The 26,134-nt window shown below is 41.0% G+C and carries 24 protein-coding genes and 1 riboswitch; of the genes, 9 read left to right on the forward strand and 15 right to left on the reverse strand.

The features are described from left to right. Nucleotides 1-204: 204 nt before the first annotated feature. A complete protein-coding gene (locus PNEUHYL_RS00235; protein WP_059365267.1) occupies nt 205-921 on the forward strand; it encodes a hypothetical protein in 717 nt (238 codons plus the stop codon). Between the two features lie 264 nt (nt 922-1,185). Here PNEUHYL_RS00235 and rplY read toward each other — a convergent pair whose 3' ends face one another. After that, a complete protein-coding gene (rplY, locus tag PNEUHYL_RS00240; protein WP_059365268.1) occupies nt 1,186-1,473 on the reverse strand; it encodes a 50S ribosomal protein L25 in 288 nt (95 codons plus the stop codon). A gap of 210 nt (nt 1,474-1,683) precedes the next feature. On the opposite strand from rplY, the gene PNEUHYL_RS00245 reads away from it, so the two are divergent. Beyond that, nucleotides 1,684-2,289 (forward strand): DedA family protein, encoded by a 606-nt coding sequence (locus PNEUHYL_RS00245; protein WP_059365269.1) that lies wholly within the window; start codon nt 1,684-1,686, stop codon nt 2,287-2,289. A 50-nt stretch (nt 2,290-2,339) separates the two neighbouring features. Here PNEUHYL_RS00245 and PNEUHYL_RS00250 read toward each other — a convergent pair whose 3' ends face one another. Beyond that, on the reverse strand, nt 2,340-2,951 hold the full coding sequence (locus tag PNEUHYL_RS00250) for a riboflavin synthase (RefSeq protein WP_059365270.1): 612 nt from the start codon (nt 2,949-2,951) through the stop codon (nt 2,340-2,342). 50 nt (nt 2,952-3,001) lie between these two features. Between PNEUHYL_RS00250 and PNEUHYL_RS00255 the strand changes: the two genes are divergently transcribed. Next, nucleotides 3,002-4,396: an MATE family efflux transporter gene (locus tag PNEUHYL_RS00255; protein WP_059365271.1), complete on the forward strand. Its 1,395-nt coding sequence runs from the start codon at nt 3,002-3,004 to the stop codon at nt 4,394-4,396. Between the two features lie 86 nt (nt 4,397-4,482). On the opposite strand, the gene PNEUHYL_RS00260 is transcribed toward PNEUHYL_RS00255, so the two are convergent. The 6 genes from PNEUHYL_RS00260 to PNEUHYL_RS00285 are packed head-to-tail and all read right to left on the reverse strand — an operon-like array spanning nt 4,483 to nt 9,018. Continuing rightward, nucleotides 4,483-5,793 carry an MFS transporter gene (locus PNEUHYL_RS00260; RefSeq protein ID WP_110890485.1) on the reverse strand — a complete coding sequence of 437 codons (1,311 nt, stop codon included), beginning with the start codon at nt 5,791-5,793 and terminating at the stop codon, nt 4,483-4,485. Nucleotides 5,794-5,844: 51 nt separating this feature from the next. Continuing rightward, nucleotides 5,845-6,513 carry a thiamine phosphate synthase gene (thiE, locus tag PNEUHYL_RS00265; protein ID WP_059365273.1) on the reverse strand — a complete coding sequence of 223 codons (669 nt, stop codon included), beginning with the start codon at nt 6,511-6,513 and terminating at the stop codon, nt 5,845-5,847. Continuing rightward, nucleotides 6,514-7,344, reverse strand: coding sequence for a bifunctional hydroxymethylpyrimidine kinase/phosphomethylpyrimidine kinase (gene thiD / locus PNEUHYL_RS00270; RefSeq protein ID WP_059365274.1), 831 nt, complete (start codon nt 7,342-7,344; stop codon nt 6,514-6,516). Further along, nucleotides 7,337-8,128 (reverse strand): hydroxyethylthiazole kinase, encoded by a 792-nt coding sequence (gene thiM / locus PNEUHYL_RS00275; RefSeq protein ID WP_059365275.1) that lies wholly within the window; start codon nt 8,126-8,128, stop codon nt 7,337-7,339. Before thiM ends, thiD begins: the two co-directional genes overlap by 8 nt. A 19-nt stretch (nt 8,129-8,147) precedes the next feature. After that, the gene (gene tenA / locus PNEUHYL_RS00280; RefSeq protein WP_059365276.1) at nt 8,148-8,795 is read right to left on the reverse strand and encodes a thiaminase II; all 648 of its coding nucleotides are present in this window, start codon (nt 8,793-8,795) and stop codon (nt 8,148-8,150) included. 13 nt (nt 8,796-8,808) lie between these two features. Further along, nucleotides 8,809-9,018 (reverse strand): hypothetical protein, encoded by a 210-nt coding sequence (locus tag PNEUHYL_RS00285; protein ID WP_059365277.1) that lies wholly within the window; start codon nt 9,016-9,018, stop codon nt 8,809-8,811. 76 nt (nt 9,019-9,094) lie between these two features. Next, a riboswitch (TPP riboswitch) is annotated at nt 9,095-9,186 on the reverse strand. Nucleotides 9,187-9,351: 165 nt separating this feature from the next. On the opposite strand from PNEUHYL_RS00285, the gene PNEUHYL_RS00290 reads away from it, so the two are divergent. Then, a complete protein-coding gene (locus tag PNEUHYL_RS00290; protein ID WP_059365278.1) occupies nt 9,352-11,523 on the forward strand; it encodes a TonB-dependent receptor in 2,172 nt (723 codons plus the stop codon). A 57-nt stretch (nt 11,524-11,580) separates the two neighbouring features. Beyond that, nucleotides 11,581-13,341, forward strand: coding sequence for an ABC transporter ATP-binding protein/permease (locus PNEUHYL_RS00295; protein ID WP_059365279.1), 1,761 nt, complete (start codon nt 11,581-11,583; stop codon nt 13,339-13,341). 382 nt (nt 13,342-13,723) lie between these two features. Here the strand turns inward: PNEUHYL_RS00295 and PNEUHYL_RS00300 are convergent, their stop codons facing one another. Next, nucleotides 13,724-14,440 (reverse strand): DMT family transporter, encoded by a 717-nt coding sequence (locus tag PNEUHYL_RS00300; protein ID WP_059365280.1) that lies wholly within the window; start codon nt 14,438-14,440, stop codon nt 13,724-13,726. Nucleotides 14,441-14,756: 316 nt separating this feature from the next. Here PNEUHYL_RS00300 and PNEUHYL_RS00305 point away from each other — a divergent pair, with 316 nt between their 5' ends. Then, complete coding sequence (locus tag PNEUHYL_RS00305) at nt 14,757-15,197, forward strand: nuclear transport factor 2 family protein (protein WP_059365281.1); 441 nt, start codon at nt 14,757-14,759, stop codon at nt 15,195-15,197. A gap of 30 nt (nt 15,198-15,227) precedes the next feature. Here the strand turns inward: PNEUHYL_RS00305 and PNEUHYL_RS00310 are convergent, their stop codons facing one another. The 6 genes from PNEUHYL_RS00310 to PNEUHYL_RS00335 form a co-directional block, all read right to left on the reverse strand. Further along, nucleotides 15,228-16,568, reverse strand: coding sequence for a replication-associated recombination protein A (locus tag PNEUHYL_RS00310; protein ID WP_059365282.1), 1,341 nt, complete (start codon nt 16,566-16,568; stop codon nt 15,228-15,230). A 61-nt stretch (nt 16,569-16,629) separates the two neighbouring features. After that, entirely contained in the window at nt 16,630-17,262 is a 633-nt protein-coding gene (gene lolA / locus PNEUHYL_RS00315; RefSeq protein ID WP_059365283.1) for an outer membrane lipoprotein periplasmic chaperone LolA, read from the reverse strand. 25 nt (nt 17,263-17,287) lie between these two features. Beyond that, on the reverse strand, nt 17,288-20,074 hold the full coding sequence (locus PNEUHYL_RS00320; protein ID WP_059365284.1) for a DNA translocase FtsK: 2,787 nt from the start codon (nt 20,072-20,074) through the stop codon (nt 17,288-17,290). A 2-nt stretch (nt 20,075-20,076) separates the two neighbouring features. Continuing rightward, nucleotides 20,077-20,556: a leucine-responsive transcriptional regulator Lrp gene (lrp, locus tag PNEUHYL_RS00325; RefSeq protein WP_059365285.1), complete on the reverse strand. Its 480-nt coding sequence runs from the start codon at nt 20,554-20,556 to the stop codon at nt 20,077-20,079. Nucleotides 20,557-20,630: 74 nt separating this feature from the next. Beyond that, nucleotides 20,631-22,007 (reverse strand): DNA repair protein RadA, encoded by a 1,377-nt coding sequence (gene radA / locus PNEUHYL_RS00330; RefSeq protein WP_059365286.1) that lies wholly within the window; start codon nt 22,005-22,007, stop codon nt 20,631-20,633. Nucleotides 22,008-22,025: 18 nt separating this feature from the next. Then, nucleotides 22,026-23,075 carry a CYTH domain-containing protein gene (locus PNEUHYL_RS00335; protein WP_059365287.1) on the reverse strand — a complete coding sequence of 350 codons (1,050 nt, stop codon included), beginning with the start codon at nt 23,073-23,075 and terminating at the stop codon, nt 22,026-22,028. Nucleotides 23,076-23,426: 351 nt separating this feature from the next. Here PNEUHYL_RS00335 and PNEUHYL_RS00340 point away from each other — a divergent pair, with 351 nt between their 5' ends. The 3 genes from PNEUHYL_RS00340 to PNEUHYL_RS00350 all read left to right on the forward strand — a co-directional run bounded on the left by PNEUHYL_RS00340 (nt 23,427) and on the right by PNEUHYL_RS00350 (nt 26,106). After that, complete coding sequence (locus PNEUHYL_RS00340; protein WP_059365288.1) at nt 23,427-24,107, forward strand: TIGR00153 family protein; 681 nt, start codon at nt 23,427-23,429, stop codon at nt 24,105-24,107. A 25-nt stretch (nt 24,108-24,132) separates the two neighbouring features. Next, nucleotides 24,133-25,395, forward strand: a complete 1,263-nt coding sequence (locus PNEUHYL_RS00345; protein ID WP_059365289.1) for an inorganic phosphate transporter — start codon at nt 24,133-24,135, stop codon at nt 25,393-25,395. A gap of 87 nt (nt 25,396-25,482) precedes the next feature. Further along, a complete protein-coding gene (locus PNEUHYL_RS00350; RefSeq protein WP_059365290.1) occupies nt 25,483-26,106 on the forward strand; it encodes a TIGR04211 family SH3 domain-containing protein in 624 nt (207 codons plus the stop codon). The last annotated feature ends 28 nt before the right edge of the window (nt 26,107-26,134 follow it).

Raw genomic sequence — 26,134 nt, forward strand, 5'->3', positions numbered from 1 at the left:
TTCTCAAAGTATGGTATCGGAGTAATCACATCATTAATTATGCCATATAAATATTTGAGATACTGCCTTATCTCATCTAAAAGATATTCGTCTAAAATTAAAGCGAATCACGACAACAAAATGACTAAACAATTGACAATACAAAGCAATTTATGTAGTTTCCCCCCCTCCTATATCCTACTACACAGGTTAGAACCTATTAGAATGAAAACAAATTCAACCATTATCATCAACTCTTCTGTTTTTCTCGCTTATATCTCCTTTCTAGGCTGGTCTGTGGCTTACATATACGGATGGGCTAAGTTTTACTACTATAATTATCCTTGGGAATTTGTAGAGGTTGGTATCAATAACATTGCTAGAGCGCTTGGTTATATACTATTCGTTTCAATGATTGTAGTCATAACTTGCGCCATAGGCTGGATCATTATTAGGAGTGCAAAACAAGTATTCTCAAGAGCAACTGTTGCATCTATTCGAACGTTTGTTGTGTTAAGTATTGTATTTACTCCATTATTAGTTCAGTTATCACTAGTTACACATAAAACTGACCATGTCATCATTTCTGTTTATTTGCTTGGGGCAATAACCATATCGCTTATTTGTAAAAAGCATAGCTACCACATTAGTATCCGAAAAATTATTCGTGATATTAAAAATCATAAAATTCACTTACTTACTGCGCTTACTATAGTGTATTTTTACTTTGCTTTATCCGCTTTTATGATTGGTTATTATGCTCAGATTTTCCCCAAAACTTATGCTCAAATTACATTATTTGAAGAGGATTATTACATCTTTGGAAGATGTAATAGCACCTTTATTTTGATTCAAGACATAGGAAAGAAGAATAATGAATTTTTTATTTATCCTTGCGTGAACAATATAAAACCTTGCCGAGTAACAGTTCAAAATAAATAGGAATGCCCAAGTGTGGGCTTTTTATACAGAAATCTCGACTTTTCGGGAGAACAAGGGATAAAAGCAGTTCCATCGTCAATACAAACAACACTGCATTACACGATAAAAGAGAAACTTTTCCCCCACTAAATAACAAAAGCTCATTGTTAAAACAATGAGCTTTTATCTTAAAACGTACTTCTGAAACGATTTTTTGTCTTATTGATTTGATTAAATCAAAGGTTGTTTCGGAAATAAATGACTTAAAACCGTGTAAATATCGGATTATGCACGTTTGAAGTCAATGTGAACCAATTTTGGTTTGAACGGGTGACGTTGCATTGCTTGCACTTTTACCGCCACTTCTTTACCATCAATGACAAGTGTAATCACATCAGAGTAGAAAGACTCGTGAGCTTGTGCATTGTTTAATTCATCGTGATTTAAGATGATTGAAACCGGTTCTTCGCTGCCACCATAAACGATTGCAGGAATTTGACCGTTATGACGCAGGCGGCGGCTCGCACCCTTACCTTGCGCTGTACGAACTTCAGCGTTAAATTTAAATGCCATTGTTATGTTCTCTTTAAAGTAAGATTAAAAATTAAAAAATTGCAGGCGACCCAGCAATTTTCCTAAATAGACTCAAAGCCTAGCTTTGAGGGCGAAAATTATAGAGGATTCAACTTGCTAACGCAAACTTTTTCTAGAAAACTCAGGCTGAAACGATTAGAATGATCCCCAATTTTTTAAAATCTATGAAAACTTAAATAACTCGAACAAATGGAATTTCTTATTAATTTTTTCACCGACTACGGCTATTGGGCTGTATTTTTTGTCTTGATTATCTGTGGCTTTGGTGTGCCCATTCCTGAAGATATTACCCTTGTTTCCGGCGGCGTAATTGCCGGACTTTATCCCGAAAGCGTTAATTCCCACCTTATGTTACTCGTCAGTATGGTCGGCGTACTTGCAGGCGATTCCTGTATGTACTGGCTTGGTCGCATTTATGGTACAAAAATTTTACGTTTCCGCCCAATGCGTAAAATTATCACTTTACAGCGCCTTAAAATGGTACGTGAAAAATTCGCTCAATACGGTAATCGTGTATTATTTGTCGCACGTTTTCTACCGGGCTTACGCGCGCCAATTTATATGGTTTCGGGTATCACCCGACGGGTGAGCTATACCCGCTTTCTCTTAATTGATTTTTGTGCCGCGATTATTTCTGTGCCAATCTGGGTGTACCTTGGAGAATTAGGGGCGAGAAATTTAGATTGGTTGCATGAGCAAATTCAGAAAGGTCAAATGGTGATTTATATACTGGTTGCCGCCGTTGCCCTATTCTTGCTTTGGAAATGGAAAAAATCGAAAAAACAGAAAAATTAATGTTATGAAGTGCGGTCAAAAACAGTGAGATTTTTGACCGCACTTTTCATTTAACAACGCGCAGCTAAATAACGTTCTACTGTGTCCACAATCGCTTGCGTTTGCGGATCAATTTCAATATTCACAACATCCCCCATTTTGCGTTGTCCCATCAAGGTTCGTTGTAGCGTTTCCGGAATTAAGTTCACACAAAATTGATTGTCTTTAACTTCACCGATCGTCAAACTAATACCGTCTACTGCAACAAAGCCTTTGGTTAAAATATATTTCATTACTTCGGCATTCGGTAATTCAAACCAAATTTGGCGATTATTCTCCGTCGCAATAATGTCAGAAATCACCGCCGTGCAATACACATGACCGGACAAAATATGCCCGCCAATTTCAGCTCCCATTTGCATTGCACGTTCAATATTAACGAAATCGCCGGCTTTTAATGCCCCAAGATTGGTAATACGCAACGTTTCTTGCATTAAATCGAAGCTAACGAGATCGTCATTAATTTCAGTAACGGTTAAACACACGCCATTATTAGATACCGATGCACCAATTTCTAAACCTTTTCGCATTTCAGGTGGCAATTTTACTACCTGTGTTCTAAAATGTGTGCTTTCTGTAATTGAATGAATCCGGGCTATGCCCTGTACAATTCCGGTAAACATAATTTTCCTCAATCTTTTTCAAAAAAATTTTCGCATAGTGTATCAAATTTATGAATATTCGTCTTTTATCTGAATACCAAGCTGATATTAAAAAATTGATAAAAATCGCTACACCGATTCTATTCGCTCAAGTCGCACAAAACTCGATGGGGCTTGTGGATACGATTATGGCAGGGCGTGTCAGCTCTACGGATATGGCGGCAATTTCTGTCGGTGCGTCAATTTGGTTGCCACTGGTGTTATTCGGACACGGTCTATTGCTTGCACTACCGCCAACCGTGTCATATCTAAACGGATCGGGACAACGCCACCGCATTGCCCACCAAATTCGTCAAGGTATTTGGATCGCCCTAGCCAGTTGTCTTCCTCTTAGCGCACTTATTTATTACAGTGATTTTATCTTGCAATTTATGCAAATGGATCCTCAAATGGCACAAATTGCGCGAGACTATCTGCGTGCCATGATTTGGGGACTACCCGCTTATTTATTGCTGATTAATTTTCGTTGTTTAAATGACGGTATTGCAAAAACCAAGCCCGCCATGGTGATTACTTTTCTTGGTTTAATGGTAAATATTCCGCTGAACTACATTTTTATTTACGGTAAACTCGGCGTGCCGGCATTCGGTGCGGTGGGTTGCGGTATTGCAACGGCAATAGTGAATTGGTTAATGTTTTTTATGATGATTAGCTACTCTTACTTTAATCGTCAAGAACGTGAGCTAAAAGTATTTAGCCAACTCATTGAAAAACCTCATTTTGTTACATTAAAAAAACTTTTGCAGCTAGGTTTACCTATCGCCCTTTCGATTTGTTGTGAAGTGGCACTGTTTGCAATTACCGCATTATTGCTTTCTCCGCTGGGTGCAACTATTGTGGCAAGCCATCAAATTGCGTTAAATACCAGTTCCTTTATTTTTATGTTTCCGATGTCGATCGGGATGGCGACTACAATTCTTGTTGGGCAGGCACTCGGCTCCGGTTCACCGCAAAAAGCTAAAAATATCGCTTATTCCGCTATTATTCTCGGTTTAACCATCACACTAATCACAGCATTTATTACGGTATTCTTTCGCTATGAAATTGCCGGCATTTTTGTGACGGATAACACCGTGATTAGTATGGCTGCCGGTTTATTACTTATTGCCGCTATTTACCAGTTTTCCGATACGATCCAAGTGGTGGTAAGCGGTGTGTTACGTGGTTATAAAGACACCAAAGTAATACTCTATATTACGCTTTTTGCTTATTGGGTGATCGGTGTGCCGTTGGGTTATACACTGGCTCGAACCGATTGGCTTATGCCAAGCATTGGTGCGCAGGGTTTCTGGATTGCGTTTGTGGTCTCACTCACTTTTGCCGCTATTTTATTATTCTATCGAATGAGAAAAACACAAAATTTAGGTGATGACGTATTGATGGCTCGATTAGAAAAACTGAAGTAAGGTTGTTACGCCATCAATTAAAAAAGTGCGGTCAAATTTCATAATGTTTTACAATATCGTGAAAAATGACCGCCTGTTATTTTAAATCAGCATTCCTCTAGTTTCGTACCTTTCGTTTCCCGAATAAACCATAAACCAATCAGGCTCAACAGGGCGTTTAATGTCAAATAAATTCCCACTGCTTTTAAACCGTAATGGGCATTTAACGGTAAAGCGATAATAGAAGCCACACTCGCACCAAATAACCCTGAAATATTATAAGTCAGTGAAGCCCCTGAATAACGGGCGTGGGTTGGGAATAATTCCGGTAAAAAACTGGCAAGCGGCCCATACCCCATTCCAATTAATCCCATTCCGATAACTAAGAACCAAAACAAACTGTGAGCTGTGCCGTTTTCAAGGAAAAACGGCAATGCTAAACCAAAAATCGCAACACCGACGGTAGTCCAAATCAGCCAAAGCCGACGACCAATTTTATCAATGTATTTGCCCGAAATGACAATCGTGCCCGCTAAAGAAAGCGCACTTGCCATTAATAAGGCAGTGAAAATATGAGGGGAAAATCCCAATCCCATTGCATAACCGGCATCCGATACGGTTGGTGCGGATTTCGCATAGATTTGACTAAATGCGATCATGACATAAAACAACACGTAACCGGCAATACAAGTGAGCATTCCCAAGAAAAAAGATTTGAAATGGTTTGTCATGACTTCTAACATTGGCAAACCTTTAGCTTGCGGTTTATTTAATCTTTCAAGAAAAATCGGGGTTTCAGTGAGTTTTAACCGCACATATAAACCGATACCAACCAATAGAATTGAAGATAAAAACGGAATTCTCCACGCCCAATCTAACATTGCCGCCTGTCCGAAAATGGCGCCGATCAACAAAAATACACCGTTCGCCAATAATAAGCCTAACGGTGCACCAAGTTGTGGGAACGTACCATACCAACCACGTTTGCCCTCCGGCGCATTTTCAACAGCCACTAATGCGGCACCGCCCCATTCTCCGCCTAAACCGATGCCTTGTCCGATACGGCATAAACAGAGCAAAATTGTTGCACTAATACCGATACTTTCATAACTCGGTAATAATCCAATAATCACAGTAGAAACGCCCATTAACAATAAGCTCATCACAAAGGTATTTTTGCGCCCGATACGATCGCCAAAATGCCCAAACAATGCGGCACCTAAAGGGCGGGCAACAAAAGTTAAAGCGAGTGTAGAAAGGGCTGCAATCTGCCCTGAGAGAGGATCGGCAGCGTGAAAAAATTGCTGGTTAAACACCAACACGGCGGCCATTGCGTAAATATAGTTGTCGAAATACTCAATCGCCGTACCAATCATTGTTGCCATTGCGATTTGTTTCGGACTGTTTTGTTTCATTATTTTTCTCCAAGGAAAGGCATTCAAATTTAACGCATACTTTTGCCAGCCAATTTACCTGCTAGCCTCTCTTAACGCCCTAGCCATCATTTCAACATTTTTTGCCTGACTGATTGCTGAAATTACCGCCACACCATCAGCCCCAAATTCCCTTAAAGTGCGAACGTGTTCCAACTTCACACCGCCAATCGCAACAAACGGTTTCGTTATGCCTGATTTTCGCAAATCTTGAACAAACCCCATACCACGTGTCGGTTTGGGATTTTCCTTTGATTGCGTTGGGAAAATCGGCCCAATACCAAAATAATCAATCTCCGCCATTGCTTCGCCTATTTTGGCCTCTTCTAATAAATTAACCGACCACCCCACAATCATCGCTTTATTCGCTTTTGCCCGAATAACCTGTACCGCCATATCGGTTTGTCCCACATGGATACCGTCTGCCTCAAGCTCAAAAGCTAAATCAACATCATCATTGACGATAAACGGCACGCGATATTCACGGCACATATCCCGACAGTTAATGGCTAACGCCTTTTGTGCTGCCGGTGAGTGTTCAAGGGAAAATTTGCCCTTATCCCGAAATTGGAAACAAGTAATACCGCCGTCTAATGCTTGTTTTAATACAGAAAGTAAATTTTGCGCATTATTTTCCCCCAAATGCCGACAATCTTGCGTTCCCGCAACAAAGTAAAGCGGTAGGATTTCTTGAATTTTTTGCATTTAATCATTCCTCTTTAAATTAACTAAATCACGATAAGCCCAATGGTTTGTCGGCCCGTGCCCATGACCGATATTGAGCGGGTAACTAATCGCTGCCGTAATAAAATCTTTGGCAATTTTGACCGCACTTTGCAACGGTTTTCCCTTCGCCAATTCTGCCGTTAAACAAGCGGAAAAGGTGCAACCGGTACCATGCGTATGTGGCGTATAAAAACGTGGGCTTTCCAATACAAAATAACGACCATCGGCAAGCAAAACCCAATCTTGGCATAGTTCGCTCTGCGAGTTCAGGGAATGCCCGCCTTTGATAATCACATTACGTGCCCCTAACTTTTGGAGGGATTTTGCCGCTTTTTGAATGCTCATTTCATCGTAAATCGTCATCCCCGTTAAGGCTTCCGTTTCAGGAAGATTGGGAGTAATCACATCCGCCAGCGGGAGCAAATGTTCAATAAGTGCCGAAACCGCCTGCGATTGTAAGAGTGGTGCGCCGCCTTTCGCGATCATCACAGGATCAAGAACCAAATTACCAAATGGACGTTCTTTAAGAGATTCCGCCACACATTCAATAATTTCCGGCGTTCCGAGCATGCCAATTTTCACGCTTGCAATATTGAAATCGTTTTTCACCGCTTGTAGTTGTGAACGAATGGTTTTCAATGGAATAGTGTGAATATCAAATACTCCCTGTGTATTTTGAGCCGTTACGGCAGTCACCACTGAAGTACCGAACACACCTTGCATTTGAAAGGTTTTTAGATCGGCTTGAATACCCGCACCGCCGCCACTATCCGAACCGGCGATGGTTAATACTTGGGGAATATTACTCATTGATCCGCCCTTTATGTGCAATCGTTTCAGGGGAAAGCGCCGCTAATTCATCTAATAAACGAATTTGGAATTGGCCGACTTGAGTAGTCAGACCTTGAGCGGCAAGTTCGCCCGCAACGGTATAAGCGACACAGGCTTCGAGGGTTGCCGCAAAATGATCGCCCGAATCCACAGCTAAGAAAGCCCCACAGACCGCACTGAGTAAACAGCCCGATGCCGTTACTTTAGGGAACAACGGCGTACCATTATGCACCGTAGCGGTTTGCCTACCGTCGCTGATGACATCAACTTCCCCACTAATCAATACAACACAGCCATGCTGCTTTGCGACACGTTGGGCAACGGCTTTCAAATCGACGTTACCTTGTCCGGCATCCACGCCTTTCGCTTGCCACGCTTCACCTGCAATTGTTGCCAATTCACCGGCATTACCACGAATTAGTGCAAATTTTATTTCAGACAACAGCTGACGTATGGTCTCTCGCCGATAGCTCGTTGCTCCTACGCCGACAGGATCAAGCACAACAGGGATCCCTTTCGCATTTGCCGTTTTACCTGCCAACAACATAGATTTTTGTTCTTTGCCGATCAATGTGCCGATATTAATCACGAGAGCTTGGCTTAAATTTGGCATTTCGACCATCTCCCCTTCGCTATCGGACATCATCGGGGAAGCCCCTAATGCCAATAATCCGTTGGCACTAAAATTAGCCGCAACAATGTTGGTAATATTATGAATGAGCGGATTTTGCTCACGGATTTTTGTAAGATAAATAGATTCCATCATAGTCTCCTTTTTGTGGTTAAGATAAATCTAATCCCATTTGCCAGAAATTAATTTCCATACGTGTCGCCGTGGTAAAAATGTTCTGAATATGGGTAAATTGAGTCGGGTTTAATGATTGACAAAGTGATGTCAAAAAATCAGCCGTTTCTGCTGCGGCTTGCTGAAAATCAGCACTTGAATAAACATCAATCCAAGACTGATAAGGATTATTCGGCAAGCGTGGATAATGCGTTGTGATATAGTAAGCCGCTTGAGCATAACCAACGGCACAAGGCGTAATAGCGGCATAAAGCTCCGCCAATCCGCCCGTCATTCCCACATCCAATAAGTAACGCGTATAAGCCACACAAGCCGGGCTTTCCGGCGTGTTTATCATCTCTTGTTCACTGATCCCCCACTGCTTGCAATAATTAATATGTAATTGAATTTCTTGGCTAAGAATGTCTAATGTTTTGCGTGGCACCGCCATTTCTGCAAAGTTTTTTGCTTTAAAAATACCCAATGCAAAAGCGCGGCTGTAATGAAAAAGATAGCGATAATCTTGTTTCAAATAATGTTGAAAACAACGTTTAGCTAACGTGCCTTGAGCCAGTTGCCGAACAAATTGATGCTCAATATAGTGTTGCCAATGAGGTTGTGCCCGTTCAATAAGTTGAGTGATCATTTTGTCTCCTTATTTAAAGTTCTAGCGTAAACCACGCTATACATAGATTAGGTTCAACATTGATTTGTTCTTGAACCGAACCCTGAATATCAATACTTTCGCTCAAACGTAACAACGTCGATTCGCCTGATGAACCTAATAATTTTTTAGAAAGAAATAAATTAAGCCGCTCAAATAAGGCTTGAACAGCAAAGTTAAGACTTAAATTCCGGATATACGCCATTGCCGACTCTCAAAATTAATAAGAGATTTGAATAGGCGAGAATGAAAAATTAAGAATGGAATGAAAAATGAAAAGATAATTTGGCATATTAGTTTCCTACGTCAGTGCTAACTGTTTCAGGTTCACGGGTATCATCTCAGCCACATCGTGGCACCCCGACTAAAGTGATTAAGAGTCTATACCGCCGCTGAAGAAAAAACAAGCAAAAGTGCGGTTATTTTTCTCTAAATTTTCATTTAATAGCAAATACAAATTATTCCTATTGAGGCAAATAATTATTTTCAGTTATACTTACCGCTCTTTTTTATTACATCAATTTTAAGGAAAGCAAATATGGCGTTTAAACACAGTATTCTTTACACCGCACTTTTTACCGGTGTATCTGTTTCAGTGTTGGCGGAAACACAAACCGATGTCAGCTCAAGTTCCGAAATGGTATTGGATCAAGTGAATGTCGTCACCGAATTGGAAAAAGCAAAAGCCGCTGGTGAAAAACAAAAAGAAATTGTTAATCTCAGTTTACTTGGTCTGCAAACTGCATTTACTTCGCCTATTGCGGTTGTTCACTACGATGAAAAAGCCTTTGAAAATTCTCAACAACGTAATCTTTTAGACGGAATTGCTAAAATTGATTCTTCAGTGATGAATTTCGGTGGAGAAACCAACACGTTATCGGGAATTTATGTGCGAGGATTACAACTGGATGCCCGTCAAATTACGGTTAACGGATTAGCGGGACTTTATTCTACTTATAGCTCCCCAACCGCTGCCGTTAGCTCGGCTCAGTTAATTAAAGGTGCTTCAACGGCTGTCGCCGGAATGGATCCTGAGGGTGCCGCCGGTTCTTCCTTAAATGTTGAGACCAAACGGGCGACTGATAAAGACATTAATCAACTTGGTTTTGCTTGGTACAGCAACAATCGTTTACAGGAAACCTTTGATTTTGGTCGCCGTTTCGGTGCAAATAAAGAATGGGGTATCCGCCTAAACGGGAAATACCGTGATGGTGATACGGCACGCCGTAATTATGACGAACGAAACAAAGAATTGGCTGTGGGTTTGGACTATCGTGGTGAGAAGTTCCATACAGGTATTGATTATATGTATGCCAAACGGGCAACACATGGCGGTCGTGCGCGTATTCAAGATATTCAGCGCTTAAACTATCGTTTACCAAGCGCACCAAACGGTGATACAAATTTTGTGCCGCATTGGAACGGTCAAACTACTCAAGATCAAACCATTATGGGAACCTTTGAATATGATCTACCTTATAACATGATGTTATCCGGTGGCTTGGGTTATATGGAATCACGCTATTACGGTACATTCGGTCAAGTTCGAATGATGGATGAAACCACCTATACCGAACAATATCGTTTACAACAACTCAGAGCGATGGACTATCATATTCGTACAACAAGCGGAAATCTAAAATTACAAGGTGAATTTGAAACCGGTTCGATCAACCACAACTGGAATTTAGCGTTTGATGCGGTAAGACGCCAACGTGATTTCGATCAGGGGGCGGTTTTAAATCAAAATGTTTATTCCAATATCAACCTTTATCACCCGCAATTTATTACATCCCGTCAGCCTAATAGTGCTGTAACGCAGGGCGCAACGAACGAAAAACTAGCGAGTTACAGCCTTGCCTTTGCAGATACCGCTTCATTTATTGATGACACAGTTCGTTTAACACTCGGCGGACGTTTCCAGTGGATTAAACAACACGCCCTGCCTTATCCGGCAAAACCAAACCGAGATGTTCGTTATCACGAAAATCGTTTTAGCCCAATGGTGATGGCAGCCTATGTACCTAATCCAAACTTAACTTTTTATGCCAATTATTTAGAAGATTTGGAACCGGGTGCAACCGATGAGGATACCGGCGTTATGGCAAAACCGGTTGTTAGCCGACAAATCGAATTAGGGGTGCGCAAAAACTGGAAAGATCTTGCGACCACAACCTTAAGCATTTACCAATTATCACGCCCCGGTGTTCATGCTAAAACCGGACAGGAACAAGGCAAAGAACGTAACCGTGGCATTGAATTAAATATCTACGGAAATCTGCTAAATAGTACATTACGCCCAAGTTTAGGTATCACTTACAATCAAGGAAAATTAATTGATTACCCAAGTTTTGCCGGCCCGATTATCAACGGCTCACAAGTTGCCAGCCCTCGTTGGATTGCTAAAGCCGCCGTTGAATGGGATACCCCGTTTATCAGAAATTTAACACTCAATGCGGCAATTCAATACTATGGAAAATCCTATCAAGATTATTCTGAAAAATTTGCCTTTCCATCTTATACAACGGTTGATGCAGGTGCCAAATATGTGGCGAAATTAAGTGAGCAACAAAGCCTAACATTCCGTGTTGGAGTAGAAAATTTATTTAATAAATCATACTGGCAGGTTCAGCGCGGCCGTTATGATCGCAGCTTTGCCGTGTTAGGTATGCCTCGCACTTATTGGGCTAACGTAGAATATTCCTTCTAATTCATTGAGTCTTATCAGGGCGAAACACTCTCGCCCTTTTTTCATTGATAAACATTTATGAACTGGCAAACCGAACTCAATAATAGTTTAAACTGGATTTTGACCGCACTTTTTTGGGTGATAATCTGCTTTATCCTTACAATTACGGCATTAAAACAAACAACTTTCGGCAAAAAATTTTGGCGAATTGCCTCGCCGTCCATTACCAAGCAAAACCGGGTTAAACTTATCGCCATATTGCTATTGCTTTTCCTAATGATTTTACTTGAAGTACGGTTTAGCGTGCTGAATTCATTCTTTTACAATGGCTTATACAGCTCAATGCAAGAATTGGCGTCGGATAAATTCTGGTTCTTTGCCAAACTTAATGCACTTTTGGCACTCATACAGGTGCTTCACGCCATTGTCGATTATTTTCTTCGCCAAGTATTTGAAATCCGCTGGTTAGAAAGCCTTAATGCTATTTTGGTGAAACGCTGGCTGGAAAATAAAAAATATTACCGTCTCAAATATGAGCAAGATCTGCCCGACAATATCGATCAACGTATTGAACAAGATGCCCGTGAATTTATCGGCAGTACCGTACAAATTGTGCGGGGTATGATTAACTCCGTGCTGACGACCATTGAATTTACTATTATTCTCTGGTCGCTTTCAGGCGTTCTCAGTCTATTTGGTTTACCGATTGAAAAAGGTGTAGTGTTTTTCATTTATGCGTTCATCATTTTTGCCACACTGATGTCTGTCTGGATCGGGCATCCGCTCATCAAACTTAATTTTAATAAAGAAAAACTCAACGGCGATTATCGTTATTCGTTAATTCGGGTGCGTGATAATGCGGAAAGTATTGCCTTTTATCATGGTGAGCCGAAAGAGCAAATTTTACTGAAAGATAAATTTTCGCAAATCATTGGCAATCGTTGGGCGATTGTCTTAAAAATGCTTGGTTTGGACGGTTTTAACAACGGTGTTACTCGTTTCGCCAAACTATTACCATTAATGCTACAAGCCCCCCGCTTTTTTAGCGGACAAATCAAACTGGGCGATATGCACCAAACCGTGCAAGCATTTAATCGATTAATGACCGCACTTTCTTTCTTCCGGTTATTTTATGAAGAATTTACCTTATATCAGGCACGTCTTAACCGTCTTTATGGTTTTATAACCAAATTAGATGAATTGGATAAGTCGGGAATCTCCCAACCTTATACCTGCTCCAATCGAGTGGCATTAAAAGATTTTGGTGTAAAAGATGAACAAGGACGCATTTTATTAAATAACATAAATGTGGAACTTGAAAATGGTGATGCACTACTCATTCAAGGGGCGTCAGGTACAGGTAAAACCACCTTACTCAAAGCCATTGCCGGCATCTATCCTTTTGAAATTATCGGTATTGCAGAACACCCCTGTATGGGAAGTTTATTTTTACCGCAACGCCCTTATATGCCACAAGGAACGCTGCGTGAAGCTATTTGTTATCCGGACATTAATCCTCATCACCCGGGCTTAATCAACATAATGCGCGATTGTTGCTTGGAAAAATATCTCCACGCACTTGATATAGAAAACGACTGGCAGGCTATTTTATCGCCCGGTGAATTACAACGGGTCGCCTTCATTCGTATTTTGCTCACCAAACCTGATGTGGTTTTCTTGGATGAAACGACTTCCGCACTTGATGAAGCCACCGAATATCAGCTTTATAAAATCATTAAAGAACGTTTACCGAATATGATTATTCTCAGTATCGGACATCGCAGCACACTCCATCAATTCCACAATAAACAATTGAAATTGGAAGTCTGTATTGTGTAGATAAAAGTGCGGTTAAAATTGAACGTATTTCGACATTATTCAGCAATGCACAATTTAACGAAAATGCAGGGACGCCAGCGTGGCGTCCCTACCGATGAGATAAAAGTTAAGTTTGTGTGCCACTGCTCATCATTTCAAAGTAGTTTAAACACACAAACAAAATTAACCGCACTTATCCAGCAAAAATCAACAGACACTCAATATGAATTTAACCAACTCCGTAATCTTTTGCGAAACAGTAAACGGTGACCCAAATAGCAGTTCCTTTTGTATAAATTTTCTATGTTGTGCATTTGCTGCCTCATACCGAGAAAACAATATAAGATTATCCAAGTCTCATTAATTGATAATTCTTTCATGCTTTCAATAACTTTCATCAATTTTATCGCTGTTTTTTTCTTAATGAAAAAATACATCCCACAATAACAATTGCCGCGCCAATTCCCTGATAAAGTGAAATGGTTTCACCTAAGGTGACATAACTAATTAAAGCCGTAGATAAAGGTACGGTTAATTGAATAATGTTAAAAACAACGATACCTTGTTTTTGAACGATATAAAATGCCAATAACATTCCCGTTAGCATTCCATACATTCCTGCGAAAATTAACCCAATCAATAAACCGGCGCTAACATCCTGTAATTGCGTAATAACGCCGCTATTTTTGGCTAAAATCAGATAAAGAATACCGGATAACGTAGCGGTAAAAGCGCTGATAACGACTGCATTTAATTTTTTTGAAATCCTTTTAACAACAAGATTTTGGATAGATTGAATAAATATGGCAGTGCCTAAAAAAAGCGAACCTGTTATAAAATCGTTACCGCCACTAGCGTTATTCCCCTCAATGACAAATAGCAAAGAGCCAATGATCGCCAACAAAAGCAGATAAAAAATGCTTGTCGGTTCTCTGAATAGCTTAACGAACTCATTCCTATATTTTAAGGCACAAATAAACACAAATAACAAACCACCGGAGATAAATCGAACCGCATTATTATTTAGGGTTTCAAAATGAATACTCATATAACGCATAATAGGAAAGCCAAAGCCCATTAATAAAACATAAAAAAATCTTATTAAAGCATTATTAGTCATAGGGAAAATTAAGGTAAAGGTAAGTAACGGGGGAAATTATAAGATACTTTGGTATTTTACCCTATGAAAAAGGCAGAGATGATGTAGAAATACACCGGTATATAGGAAAGCAAACGCAAAATAAACTAAAGCGGCTTACTCAATAATAGCGATTTAAGGGCATGATGGGATTGATTGTTAAAGTCGGTCATTCAATCCATTTACGCTCTTTATTATTTCATAATAAGAAAAAGTCTATTCATCAATACCCCCCTAGTTTTAAGATTTAATTTCATTATAATGCGCGGACTTTTTAATAGAACATGAAGGAGTTTTGATGAAAAAAGTTCTTTTAACCACCGCACTTTTCGCATTTTCAACAAGCCTATTGGCTTCAACAGCGGAACACAACAAGGCCGCTGCACTTGATTTCTATGAAATGGTGTTTAATCAACATAAGTTACAAGAAGCAAGTGACAAATATATTGGTAAGGAATATTTACAACATAATCCAAGCGTAGCTGACGGTAAACAAGCGTTTATTGATGCCTTTGCCCCTTTCTTAAAAGAGTATCCGAAATCAAAAGCAACAGTAAAACGCGTATTGGCTGACGGCGATTTGGTTGCCCTGCATGTTCATAGTCAATTAAATGATGAAGATCGTGGTGAAGCCGTTGTAGATATTTTCCGTTTTGATAAAGACGGCAAAATTGTGGAACACTGGGATGTGATTCAAACCGTGCCGGAAAAAACAGAGAGCGGGCGGAGTATGTTCTAAAGAAAAATGCGTGTCTCCAACACGCATTTTTTATTTGTACCGTTTTTTAACCGCGCATTTATCTTGCTCACGCAATCGTTCCAGTTTTTCTTTGATCTGAATTTCCATTCCACGATTTGTCGGAAAGTAATATTGTGTCTCTTTGAGTTCCTCAGGGAAATAATTTTCACCGGCAGCGTAAGCATTTGGTTCATCATGGGCATAACGATATTCCGCACCAAACTCCAACTCTTTCATTAGGTTGGTCGGTGCATTGCGTAAATGATGCGGTACATCATAATCCGGTAAGTTTTTGGCTTGCTCTTTTGCCGTGTTAAAAGCGGTATAAACCGCATTGCTTTTCGGGGCAACGGCAAGATAAATGATCGCTTGCGCTATGGCTCGTTCCCCTTCATAAGCCCCTACACGGGTAAAACAGTCCCAAGCAGCAAGCGCCACTTGCATTGCTCGAGGATCGGCATTCCCCACATCTTCCGAAGCAATTGCTAAAAGCCGTCTTGCGACATAAAGAGGATCACCGCCCGCCGTTAAAATTCGCGCATACCAATATAATGCCGCATCCGGTGCGGAACCTCGAACAGACTTATGCAATGCTGAAATAAGATCATAAAAACGATCACCCTGTTTATCAAAACGGGCTTGACGCTCTCCCAGTACCGCTTTTAACAAAGTGCGGTCAATTTTTTTGCCGTTTTCCGTTTCATCAGCCATATCGACCATCAGTTCAAGGCAATTCAAGGCGAGGCGGGCATCACCATTGGCATATTCGGCAAGCGTCCGTAATAAATTCTCTTCTAAAATTAACCGCTCTTTTGCTAATCCACGCGCCGAATCTTGTAACGCTTGCTGAAGTACAGATTCTATTTCATCAACAGTTAAAGATTTCAACACATATAGCCTCGCACGCGAAAGCAATGCGTTATTTAATTCAAAAGAGGGATTCTCTGTTGTCGCACCGATAAAAATAATGGTGCCGTCTTCAATATGAGGAAGAAAAGCATCCTGCTGACTTTTGTTGAAACGATGAACTTCATCTACAAATAAAATTGTTTTTCGAGCGGCAAGACGATTTTGTTTTGCACGCTCAATGGCTTCACGAATTTCTTTTATCCCACCGGTAACCGCTGAAATACGTTCCACATCTGCGTTAATTTGATTTGCAATAATTTCTGCCAATGTGGTTTTGCCGGTTCCGGGAGGGCCCCAAAAAACCATAGAATGGATATGCCCCGCTTGAATCGCTTTACGTAACGGTTTACCTTCACCGATAAGATGCGATTGACCAAAATATTGATCGAGATTCGTCGGGCGCATTCTAGCGGCAAGCGGACGAAAATCATTTTCCGAAAAATCAAAACCAAGATTAGCCATAACAGGATTCCATTGGAGAATTTAAAACAACATTGAGGGCGTAATCAATACGCCCCGAGCATTACTTTTTACGTTGATCGTCCAACTCTACCCCTTTTGGCGGCTTGAATTGGAACAAACTATCCGAGAGAGGCTGATTGGTAATATTGCGCAACACATAGAGATTGGTTTGACCGTCTTTCTCCGTGGTACTGAAATTTCTCAATATGCCATTTTCATCCACTCGAATATCAAATTGTTTGATATTACTTTTCGTTGATTTAGGTTTTAACACAAAAGTATCCGCCTGTTTTGTCACCGAATATTGATTCCAATGGCTGTTATCATCACTGGTTAGCAAGACAAAAGGAGTGTTATTTATCGCCTCTTTCACCCACTGCGCCGTTACTTGCTGGACAAAAGGATCGTAATACCAAAGGGTTTTACCGTCTGCAATAATCTGTGTTTCTTGTGGCGATGTAGTCTCCATACGGAATAAATTCGGACGTTTAATTTGAATTTTCCCATTCCCTTGTTGTACGTTTTTGCCTCCGGCAGATGTTACCGTTTGGGAAAAATCCGCACTTAATACATTCACTTGGCTTAAGCGTGATTGCAACTCACTTGCGGCATCGGCAAGCGCTATATTGGTGAATCCGATGAAACCCAACCCGATTAAACTAAGTGCGGTCAATTTTGAACTTATTTTTTTCATTTTACTTTCCTTTTTAAAGTAGCAATTAATAATCCGGACGACGCGCAAGAATCTCACGTTTTCCGTTTTGCATAGCGCTCACAATACCTTGTTCTTCCATTTGATCCATAATTCTGGCGGCACGGTTAAAGCCTACGCTGAATTTACGTTGAAGGGCAGATACGGAAGTGGTGCCTGTTGTGAGGACAAACTCCATCACTTCATCAAATAGCGGATCTAACTCGCCACTGTTTCCCACTGATTTTTCAGCCGTTTCTTCGTCATCGGCACTCTCTAAAATGCCATCAATATAATCCGGTTTACCCCGTGCCCGCCAATCATCGGCGATACGTACCACTTCATCATCACTCATAAAAGCACCATGTACACGAATCAGATCCGAAGAGCCCTGCCCTGAATAAAGCATATCGCCACGCCCCAATAAGGCTTCGGCTCCCCCTTGATCCAAAATGGTGCGAGAGTCAATTTTACTTGCCACGGTAAAGGCAATACGGCTCGGCACATTCGCTTTAATTAATCCGGTGATCACATCTACTGACGGACGTTGTGTTGCCAAAATCAAGTGAATCCCAATTGCCCGTGCTTTTTGGGCTAAACGAGCGATTAATTCTTCAATTTGTTTACCCGCAACCATCATCAGATCGGCAAACTCATCAACGATCACAACGATATAGCTTAATTTTTTCAGTGCCGGCGGCATTTGATCCATAGTATCGCCCGGTTTCCAAATTGGATTCGGAATCGGCATTCCCATGCCTTCATATTCATCAATTTTTTCATTAAAGCCTTCAATATTCCGTACCCGAAGGGCTGAAAGCAATTGATAGCGGCGCTCCATTTCATCGACACACCAACGCAGTGCATTCGCCGCTTTTTTCATATCGGTGACAACCGGTGTGAGCAAATGCGGAATATCGTTATAGACGGAAAGCTCCACAACTTTCGGGTCAATCATGATAAATTTCACTTCTTCCGGTTGGACACGGAAAAGCAAACTTAAAATCATGGTATTCACGCCAACCGATTTACCGGAACCCGTTGAACCGGCCACCAGTAAATGAGGCATTTTTGCCAAATCCACGACAACAGGTTTACCACTAATATCTTTCCCCAATGCCATCGGTAAAAGTGCTTTAGAATCACGAAATTCGTTGCTATCCAACACATCACGTAACGGTACGATTTGACGATGCGCATTCGGCGTTTCAATACCGATATAAGGTTTGCCCGGAATCACTTCCGCCACCCGAATAGAACGGAACATCAACGCACGTGCTAAATCCGTATCAATATTTGTTACTTTTGAGGCTTTCACCCCCGGTTGTAATTCAAGCTCGTAACGCGTTACCACCGGCCCGACCAGTACATCTTTCACCACTGCTTTTACATTAAAGTTCCGCAGCTGTTGTTCAATACGTTGCGACGTATCATGAATTTCCTCACGGGTGATATCCTGAGCTTGGGTCGGTCGATGTTCCAATAATGCTAAACTTGGTAATGGCGTACTCGGTTTTTCCCGTTTTGTGGTGGGTTGCTGAAACGCCGGATGAACCAAAGAGTCGCCATAGGGTTTATAAATTGGCGCGTCAGATTCCGCCAAAATCACTTGTAACGCCTCTTCGGCATTTAGCGCTTTAGCACGGGCTTCCATCTCTGCCAAGCGTTGTTTTTCCTGTTCGGCAAATTGACGGGATAAATCATCTTCCAAACGATTGTTTTCTACCACATCGGGATACCGAGCCGATTCAGCCTCCAATGAAATCGCTTGCTTCATTGGTGCTAGCGTCACTTTTGGAATAGCGGGTTTATCTAAAGTAAAATCATCTTCACTTTGTGAATTTTCTTCCGTCTGTTTATTCCCCTGTTCCCACGACATCATAAAATCCGATTGTCTTGACATATTTTCCGGCTCGGAAATGGTGACTTTTGGCAATTCATCTAAATTTTCCGTTTTAAAACCATCAAATTTTTCGTCAAATTCAGATATTGATTTTTGATGTTGGGAAGACATATCCAAAGACGGTGATAATCCTCGAATATTGATCAGTTTTTCCGGTTGAACCAGAGGATTTTCTACATTTGTATCAGTTTCTGTTTCTTTAAAAGGTTGATTTTCATCTTTTTTCTCTGCTTCTTCCGACAATTTGTTATCTTCTTTAACCAAACTCAATGGCTTACGAATCACAATTTGTTCTAGTTCTTCAACAGATTCTGACGATTGCTCTAGCTCTTGTTGAGCGTCATTTTTCATCGTGAGCCAATTATAAAAACGCCCGATCAAGCGAATTAATGAAGCGCCTGAGCAAAAAATAAAGCCCAGAATAGCTAGTCCGAAACCGCCAAGAATACAGCCGAATTTTCCTAAAGTCGGATAAAGCGAAATCACCAGACTACCGCCTAATACACCGCCGGATAAGTAATAATTGGTATTGGAAAGCAGCAAGGTTGCCATAATGGTTAAGCCAATTAATAATGTAACGAAACCAAAACTACGCAACACAATTTTCGTGATTGATAGCGAACGGACAGCTTTTGTTTTTAGTAGAAATACCGGTACGAAAAAGATCAGAAAAGGCAGTAAATGCCCTACGTAACCCAAAAAAACAAAGAGGGCATCAATTATCCACGCCCCGAAAGCCCCCGCCTTATTAATTGTTTCACTCTGAAAACTGGCGGTTGACCAAGAATTATCCAATGGTGTGTAGCTTGACCACGCCACAATCAAATATAACCCGAAAAGTGCGGTCAATCCCAAGATTAATTCACCCAAGTATTGTTTAGGGGTGAAACGTTCAGTAATTCGTTTAATCATTTTTATTTTAAAACTAGATAATTGGTTTGTTTAACTTCTTCCATGACAACATAGGTACGTGTGTCATTCACTCCCGGCAAACGAAGTAAGGTTGTACCGAGCAATTTACGATAAGCCGCCATATCCGCCACTCGCGTTTTTAACAGATAATCAAAATCGCCCGACACCAAATGGCATTCTTGGATTTCATCAAGAGCTTGAATCGCCTCGTTAAATTCTTCAAATACATCGGGCTTGCCCCGTACAAGCGTAATTTCAACAATCACTAAAAGCGGGGCATCAAGTAATTCGGGGTTCAGCAAAGCACGATAGCCCATAATCACCCCCTGCTTTTCCAAACGTTTTACCCGCTCTAAACAAGGTGTCGGAGATAAACCGACTTTTTTGGAAAGATCAATATTTGAAATTTTGCCATTACGTTGCAATTCATTGAGGATTTTAATATCGATCGCATCTAACGCTTTGTTTAATTTCTTTTCCATTTTGTTTACTATCCATTTTTACACAGGCGTATTTTAGCGAATTTTGCCGAGGTTTTCAGTATGACAATGAATTTCTAGAAATTATCCAACACGTCTAATGCGTCCGCCAATTTTTTCACGGTAAAAACTTGCATATTTTCGACCGCACTTTTCGGTTTATTCCCAAAAGGAACAATAGCACGTTTAAAACCGTGTTTTGCCGCTTCACTAATGCGTTCCTGCCCGCTCGGTACCGGACGAATTTCGCCGGCAAGCCCCACCTCACCAAAGATCACTAAATCTTGCGGTAAGGGACGGTTGCGAAAACTGGAAATTAACGCCAGAAGCAAGGCAAGATCCGCACTGGTTTCCGTAACCTTTACCCCGCCTACAACATTCACGAATACATCTTGATCCGCCATTTGCAAACCGCCGTGGCGATGCAATACCGCAAGCAATAATGCTAAACGATTTTGCTCTAACCCCACCGCCACACGACGTGGATTTGACAACATAGAATGATCCACTAAGGCTTGAATTTCAACCAAAAGCGGGCGTGTACCTTCCCATAACACCATCACCGAACTACCCGGCGTTTGCTCGTCTCCACGGCTTAAAAAAATGGCGGAAGGATTTTTGACCTCACGTAAACCTTGTTCTGTCATACCGAATACGCCAAGTTCATTTACCGCACCAAAGCGGTTTTTATGGCTACGTAAAGTACGATAACGGGAATCCGCCTCCCCTTCCAAAAGTAGGGAACAATCAATCGCGTGTTCCAACACTTTCGGGCCGGCAAGGGTGCCGTCTTTGGTGACGTGCCCCACCATAATAATCGCCACTTGACGGGTTTTCGCATAACGTGTCAAAAAAGAGGCGCATTCCCGCACTTGCGCCACACTACCGGGCGAAGATTGAATATCCGCTAAATGCATCACTTGGATAGAATCAATCACGATAATTTGCGGTTTGAGTTGATCCGCCAAATTACAGATTTGCTCTACTGAAGTTTCAGAAAGCATATTCAGTTGATCGTTCGGTAAACCAAGACGGTTCGCCCGCATTGCCACCTGCTGTAAAGATTCTTCCCCTGTGACATAAAGTGCGGTCATTTTTTGTGCCAAACCGCACATCACTTGCAACAACAAGGTACTTTTTCCCGCACCGGGATGACCGCCGATCAAAATCGCACTTCCCGGTACAATGCCTCCGCCCAGCACGCGATCAAGCTCTTTAAAGCCACTGCTGAAACGGGGCGTTTCCTGTAAACTAATTTCTGACAGCGTTTGAATTTTTGCCTGCGTTTCACCTGCATAACCGCTGAAACGATCATTTTTTGGTTTTGTGGCGGAAATCAACCGCACTTCGCTAATCGTATTCCACGCTTTACAGGCAGAACACTGCCCTTGCCAACGGGGAAACTCCGCACCACAATCATTACATACATAGGCTGTTTTCGGCGCTTTTGCCATTCTTTCACCCTTAAATTTTTACAATGCGAGATTCATCAATTTCACCACTCTCTCAACATAAAAACGGTTTTTAAAAAGTGCGGTGAGTTTTTCAATGGTTTTTTCATTATCTTTCGTTTCGCTATGAAAACGAATCAATGCCTGAATTTTATTAAGAAAATACTGATTGTTTTCTAACAATTGCGGCAATATATTATCGTCCGTTAAGTTTTCTCCTTTACTTTTTACGACGGCCTCAAACAATCCCTTATTTTCATCATAATAGTGATATAAATTAAAAAAAGCGCCTACACGTTCTACAGTTTTCATAAAATCTTGGCAAAAAACCGATTTTGGCAATGACAGGGTTTCCTCCACCAATTCTTGTTCCATTTTCAGTACAGCATTAAATTTAGCCTGAAAATCAACCGCACTTTCTTCCCGTTCCGCTCTTAAAAAATCACGCCATTTATTTAACCAATCGGTCATTATAGGGAGATGTCCTAATTGATAGCCCCGTTTTGCCTTGCTGGCACTGCTGAAATACATATCGGTTAACATCGGCAATTCTTCAACAAAATAAAACAGATCGCCAATTTCCCCCTCTTTTAATTCAAACTCAATTTCGCAAATCGGTTGTAAACGATCGCCATTCACAATTTCTCCCTGGTCAAAAGCCACCTCAATTTTGGAATCTCGAAATTCAATCAGCCATAAAGTGCGATTAAAATCCGTTGAGAATATGGCATTTAATGGTGCATTGGGTAACTGCTCAAAGTGGTACAGTTTCCGTAACTGTTCATTTGTCGGCGTTTCTTTTTCTTTCAACGGTAAATTATATTCCGGACGCTCGTGCAAACCGCCGACAACTCTCCCATTGGTTTTCAGCGTTAATGTAAAACATTGATCTTCTTGTCGAATACGCAAGCCCATTTTCTGTTTAGCAAGAAAATGATCAGGGTAATCATAATAAGTATTACCAAGAAAAAATCTTTTATATTCCAATAAGGTGAATTGTTTGAGATGCTGTTCCAATAAATTGAATGCTTCCGCTGAAACAACAAGTTTGAGTTCGATTTCATTGTTCATGAGGATAAATCCTTATTAATTTAACTGGTTAAATATACAAGTAAATATAAATAAATCAAGGTTTTTGTGCCTTATCGCTTTTCAACGAAAACATAACGAAATTTCAAAATGTTAGCCAATCTTTTGACTTATTGAGTGAAAATCAGCCTAATTTTTTCATTTCCGAGCAGTATAAATATATCTCAACCTAAAGCTAGCCCTTAGCTTTACTCTTGTCAGATTACAATCTGTGCAAGAATTGAGCTTTAGCCAATATGGCGATGGTTGTTGTCTTAAAATCAATTCTATTTCAAATAAAAATCAGGTAATATGCGCACGAATTTCAACCCCCTATTATGGAGTAAATGAGATATGGCAATGAATAATATCCTTGGATTATTTGCCCACTCGCCTTTAAAACCATTGCAAAAACATTCGGACAAAGTCACTGAATGTTGCAATCTTTTAATTCCTTTTTTTGAAAAAACTTTCTCAAAGGACTGGGAAAATGCAGAAAATATGCGTTTAGAAATTTCCCAACGCGAACGTGAGGCTGATACTCTCAAACGTGAAATCCGTTTGAAATTGCCACGCGGTTTATTCTTACCTATTGATCGTACCGATTTATTAGAGTTGGTCACACAACAAGACAAACTCGCAAACTTCGCTAAAGATATTGCCGGTCGTATGATTGGCCGTCAGCTTAGTATCCCTGAAGAAATGCAGGAAGATTTTTTGAACTATGTTCGTCGCAGCTTAGATTCCATTCATCAAGCTCATTTGGTGATTGAAGAAATGGATAAATTATTGGAAACCGGCTTTAAAGGTCGTGAATTACAATTAGTGAACAATATGATTCAAGAGTTGGACAGTATTGAAGACGATACGGATCAAATGCAAATTAAACTGCGTAAGATGCTTTACATCATCGAGAGCCGTTACAATCCGATTGATGTGATGTTCTTATATAAAATCATTGAATGGGTAGGCGTCCTTGCCGACCAAGCACAACGTGTTGGTTCACGTATTGAATTAATGTTAGCGCGTTCATAAAACTAATATACATAGGAAAAAGACTATGGAAATAATTAATCAATATGGTACATGGTTGGTGTTAATCACCGCTGTGTTTGGTTTTTTTATGGCGTTTGGTATTGGCGCTAATGATGTATCGAATTCTATGGGGACCTCTGTAGGGTCAGGCACAATTACAGTAAAACAAGCGATTATTATCGCATTAATTTTTGAATCTGCCGGTGCTTATCTTGCCGGTGGCGAAGTCACGGAAACCATTAAAAGTGGTGTGATTGACCCTATGCAGTTTGTCGATACACCGGAAATTCTCGCGCTCGGCATGATTTCCGCCCTCTTTGCTTCCGGTGTTTGGTTATTTATCGCAACCAAAATGGGGTGGCCGGTTTCCGGTACACATACTATTATCGGTGCAATTGTTGGCTTTGCTTGTATCACGATCGGGCCCGGCTCGGTGGATTGGTCAACAATCGGTAGCATTGTAGGAAGTTGGTTTGTGACACCTGTAATTGCAGGGATTTTGGCTTATGCCATTTTTGCCAGCACACAAAAGCTCATCTTTGATACGGATCAACCGCTGAAAAATGCCCAAAAATATGGCCCTTACTATATGGGTATCACCATCTTTGTGCTTTGTATCGTAACAATGAAAAAAGGTTTGAAACACGTTGGCTTACACCTGTCTAACGGGGAAACATTAGTGATTTCATTTGCGATCAGCCTGATAGGGATGATTTTCTTTCACTTCTATTTCCGCAGCAAAACCTTCGCTCAATCTGCAACAAAAGGCACATTTGGTGCGGTCGAAAAAGTATTTAGTATTTTAATGCTCTTAACCGCCTGCGCTATGGCGTTTGCTCATGGTTCTAATGATGTAGCAAATGCGATTGGCCCGCTTTCAGCCGTAGTATCTATTGTTGATGAAGGAGGCAAAATTGTTTCGGGCGGTACTCTGGCTTGGTGGATTCTGCCACTGGGTGCACTAGGTATCGCAGTAGGGTTAATTTCCATGGGGAAAAAAGTGATGGCGACAGTAGGATCGGGTATCACCGATTTAACCCCAAGTCGTGGTTTTGCTGCTCAGTTTGCCACCGCGATGACGGTGGTTGTGGCTTCGGGTACAGGTTTACCGATCTCCACAACACAAACTCTTGTTGGGGCAATCTTAGGTATCGGTTTTGCACGTGGTATCGCAGCCTTAAACTTGACGGTAATCCGCAATATCATTAGCTCATGGGTCGTCACACTACCGGCAGGCGCTTTCTTTGCTATCATGATTTTTTATATCTTGCGGGCAATTTTTCACTAATTAAAAAAAGTGCGGTTAAATTTAATCGCACTTTCTTTCTTAATTACGGTCTGTAGCAAAGTGACTTAAAATAATTAAAGGATAACTATGCCAAAAATTTCCTCAATACTGACTCAATTTTTACTCCCTAGCGTTTTACTCGGTTCGGTAGTAAATTCTGCTTACGCGGAAATCCAATACGTGACAGAAAACCTCAATACTTATCTCCGTCGCGGTGCTGGCGACCAATTTAAAATTGCCGGAGCGATTCAAGCCGGTGAACAAGTAAATGTATTAGAACGACAAGGCAAGTATAGTCTCATTCGTGACAGCAAAAACCGTGAGGCTTGGATTTTAACTGCCGAACTAAGCAATACACCAAGCAGCAAGCTTGAAAATCCAAAATTAAAAGCCCAAATTCAGGAATTAACATTAAAACTTAATCATTTAGACAATGATTGGCAACAACGCACCGTAGAAATGCAGCGGCGTACCAAGCAGTCCGAGCAACAAAGCAGCGAATTATTGGAACAGAATTCCCAGCTCAAACGCGAGTTAGAAATTACCAAAAATAAAAATCGCGATTTAGAAGCCATGCTTGATGTCAGCAAACGTGAAATTGCAATCCAATGGTTCATTTACGGCGGTTCGGTACTTGGTGTCGGATTATTACTTGGCTTAATTATTCCTCATATTTTACCAAGACGTAAACGCCGTGACGGCTGGGCATAATCAATCGCACCGAGCAAATGTTCGGTGT

Origin of the sequence: Rodentibacter caecimuris, assembly GCF_001019715.1 — a bacterium.
In the GTDB taxonomy this organism is placed as follows: Bacteria; Pseudomonadota; Gammaproteobacteria; order Enterobacterales; family Pasteurellaceae; genus Rodentibacter; species Rodentibacter caecimuris.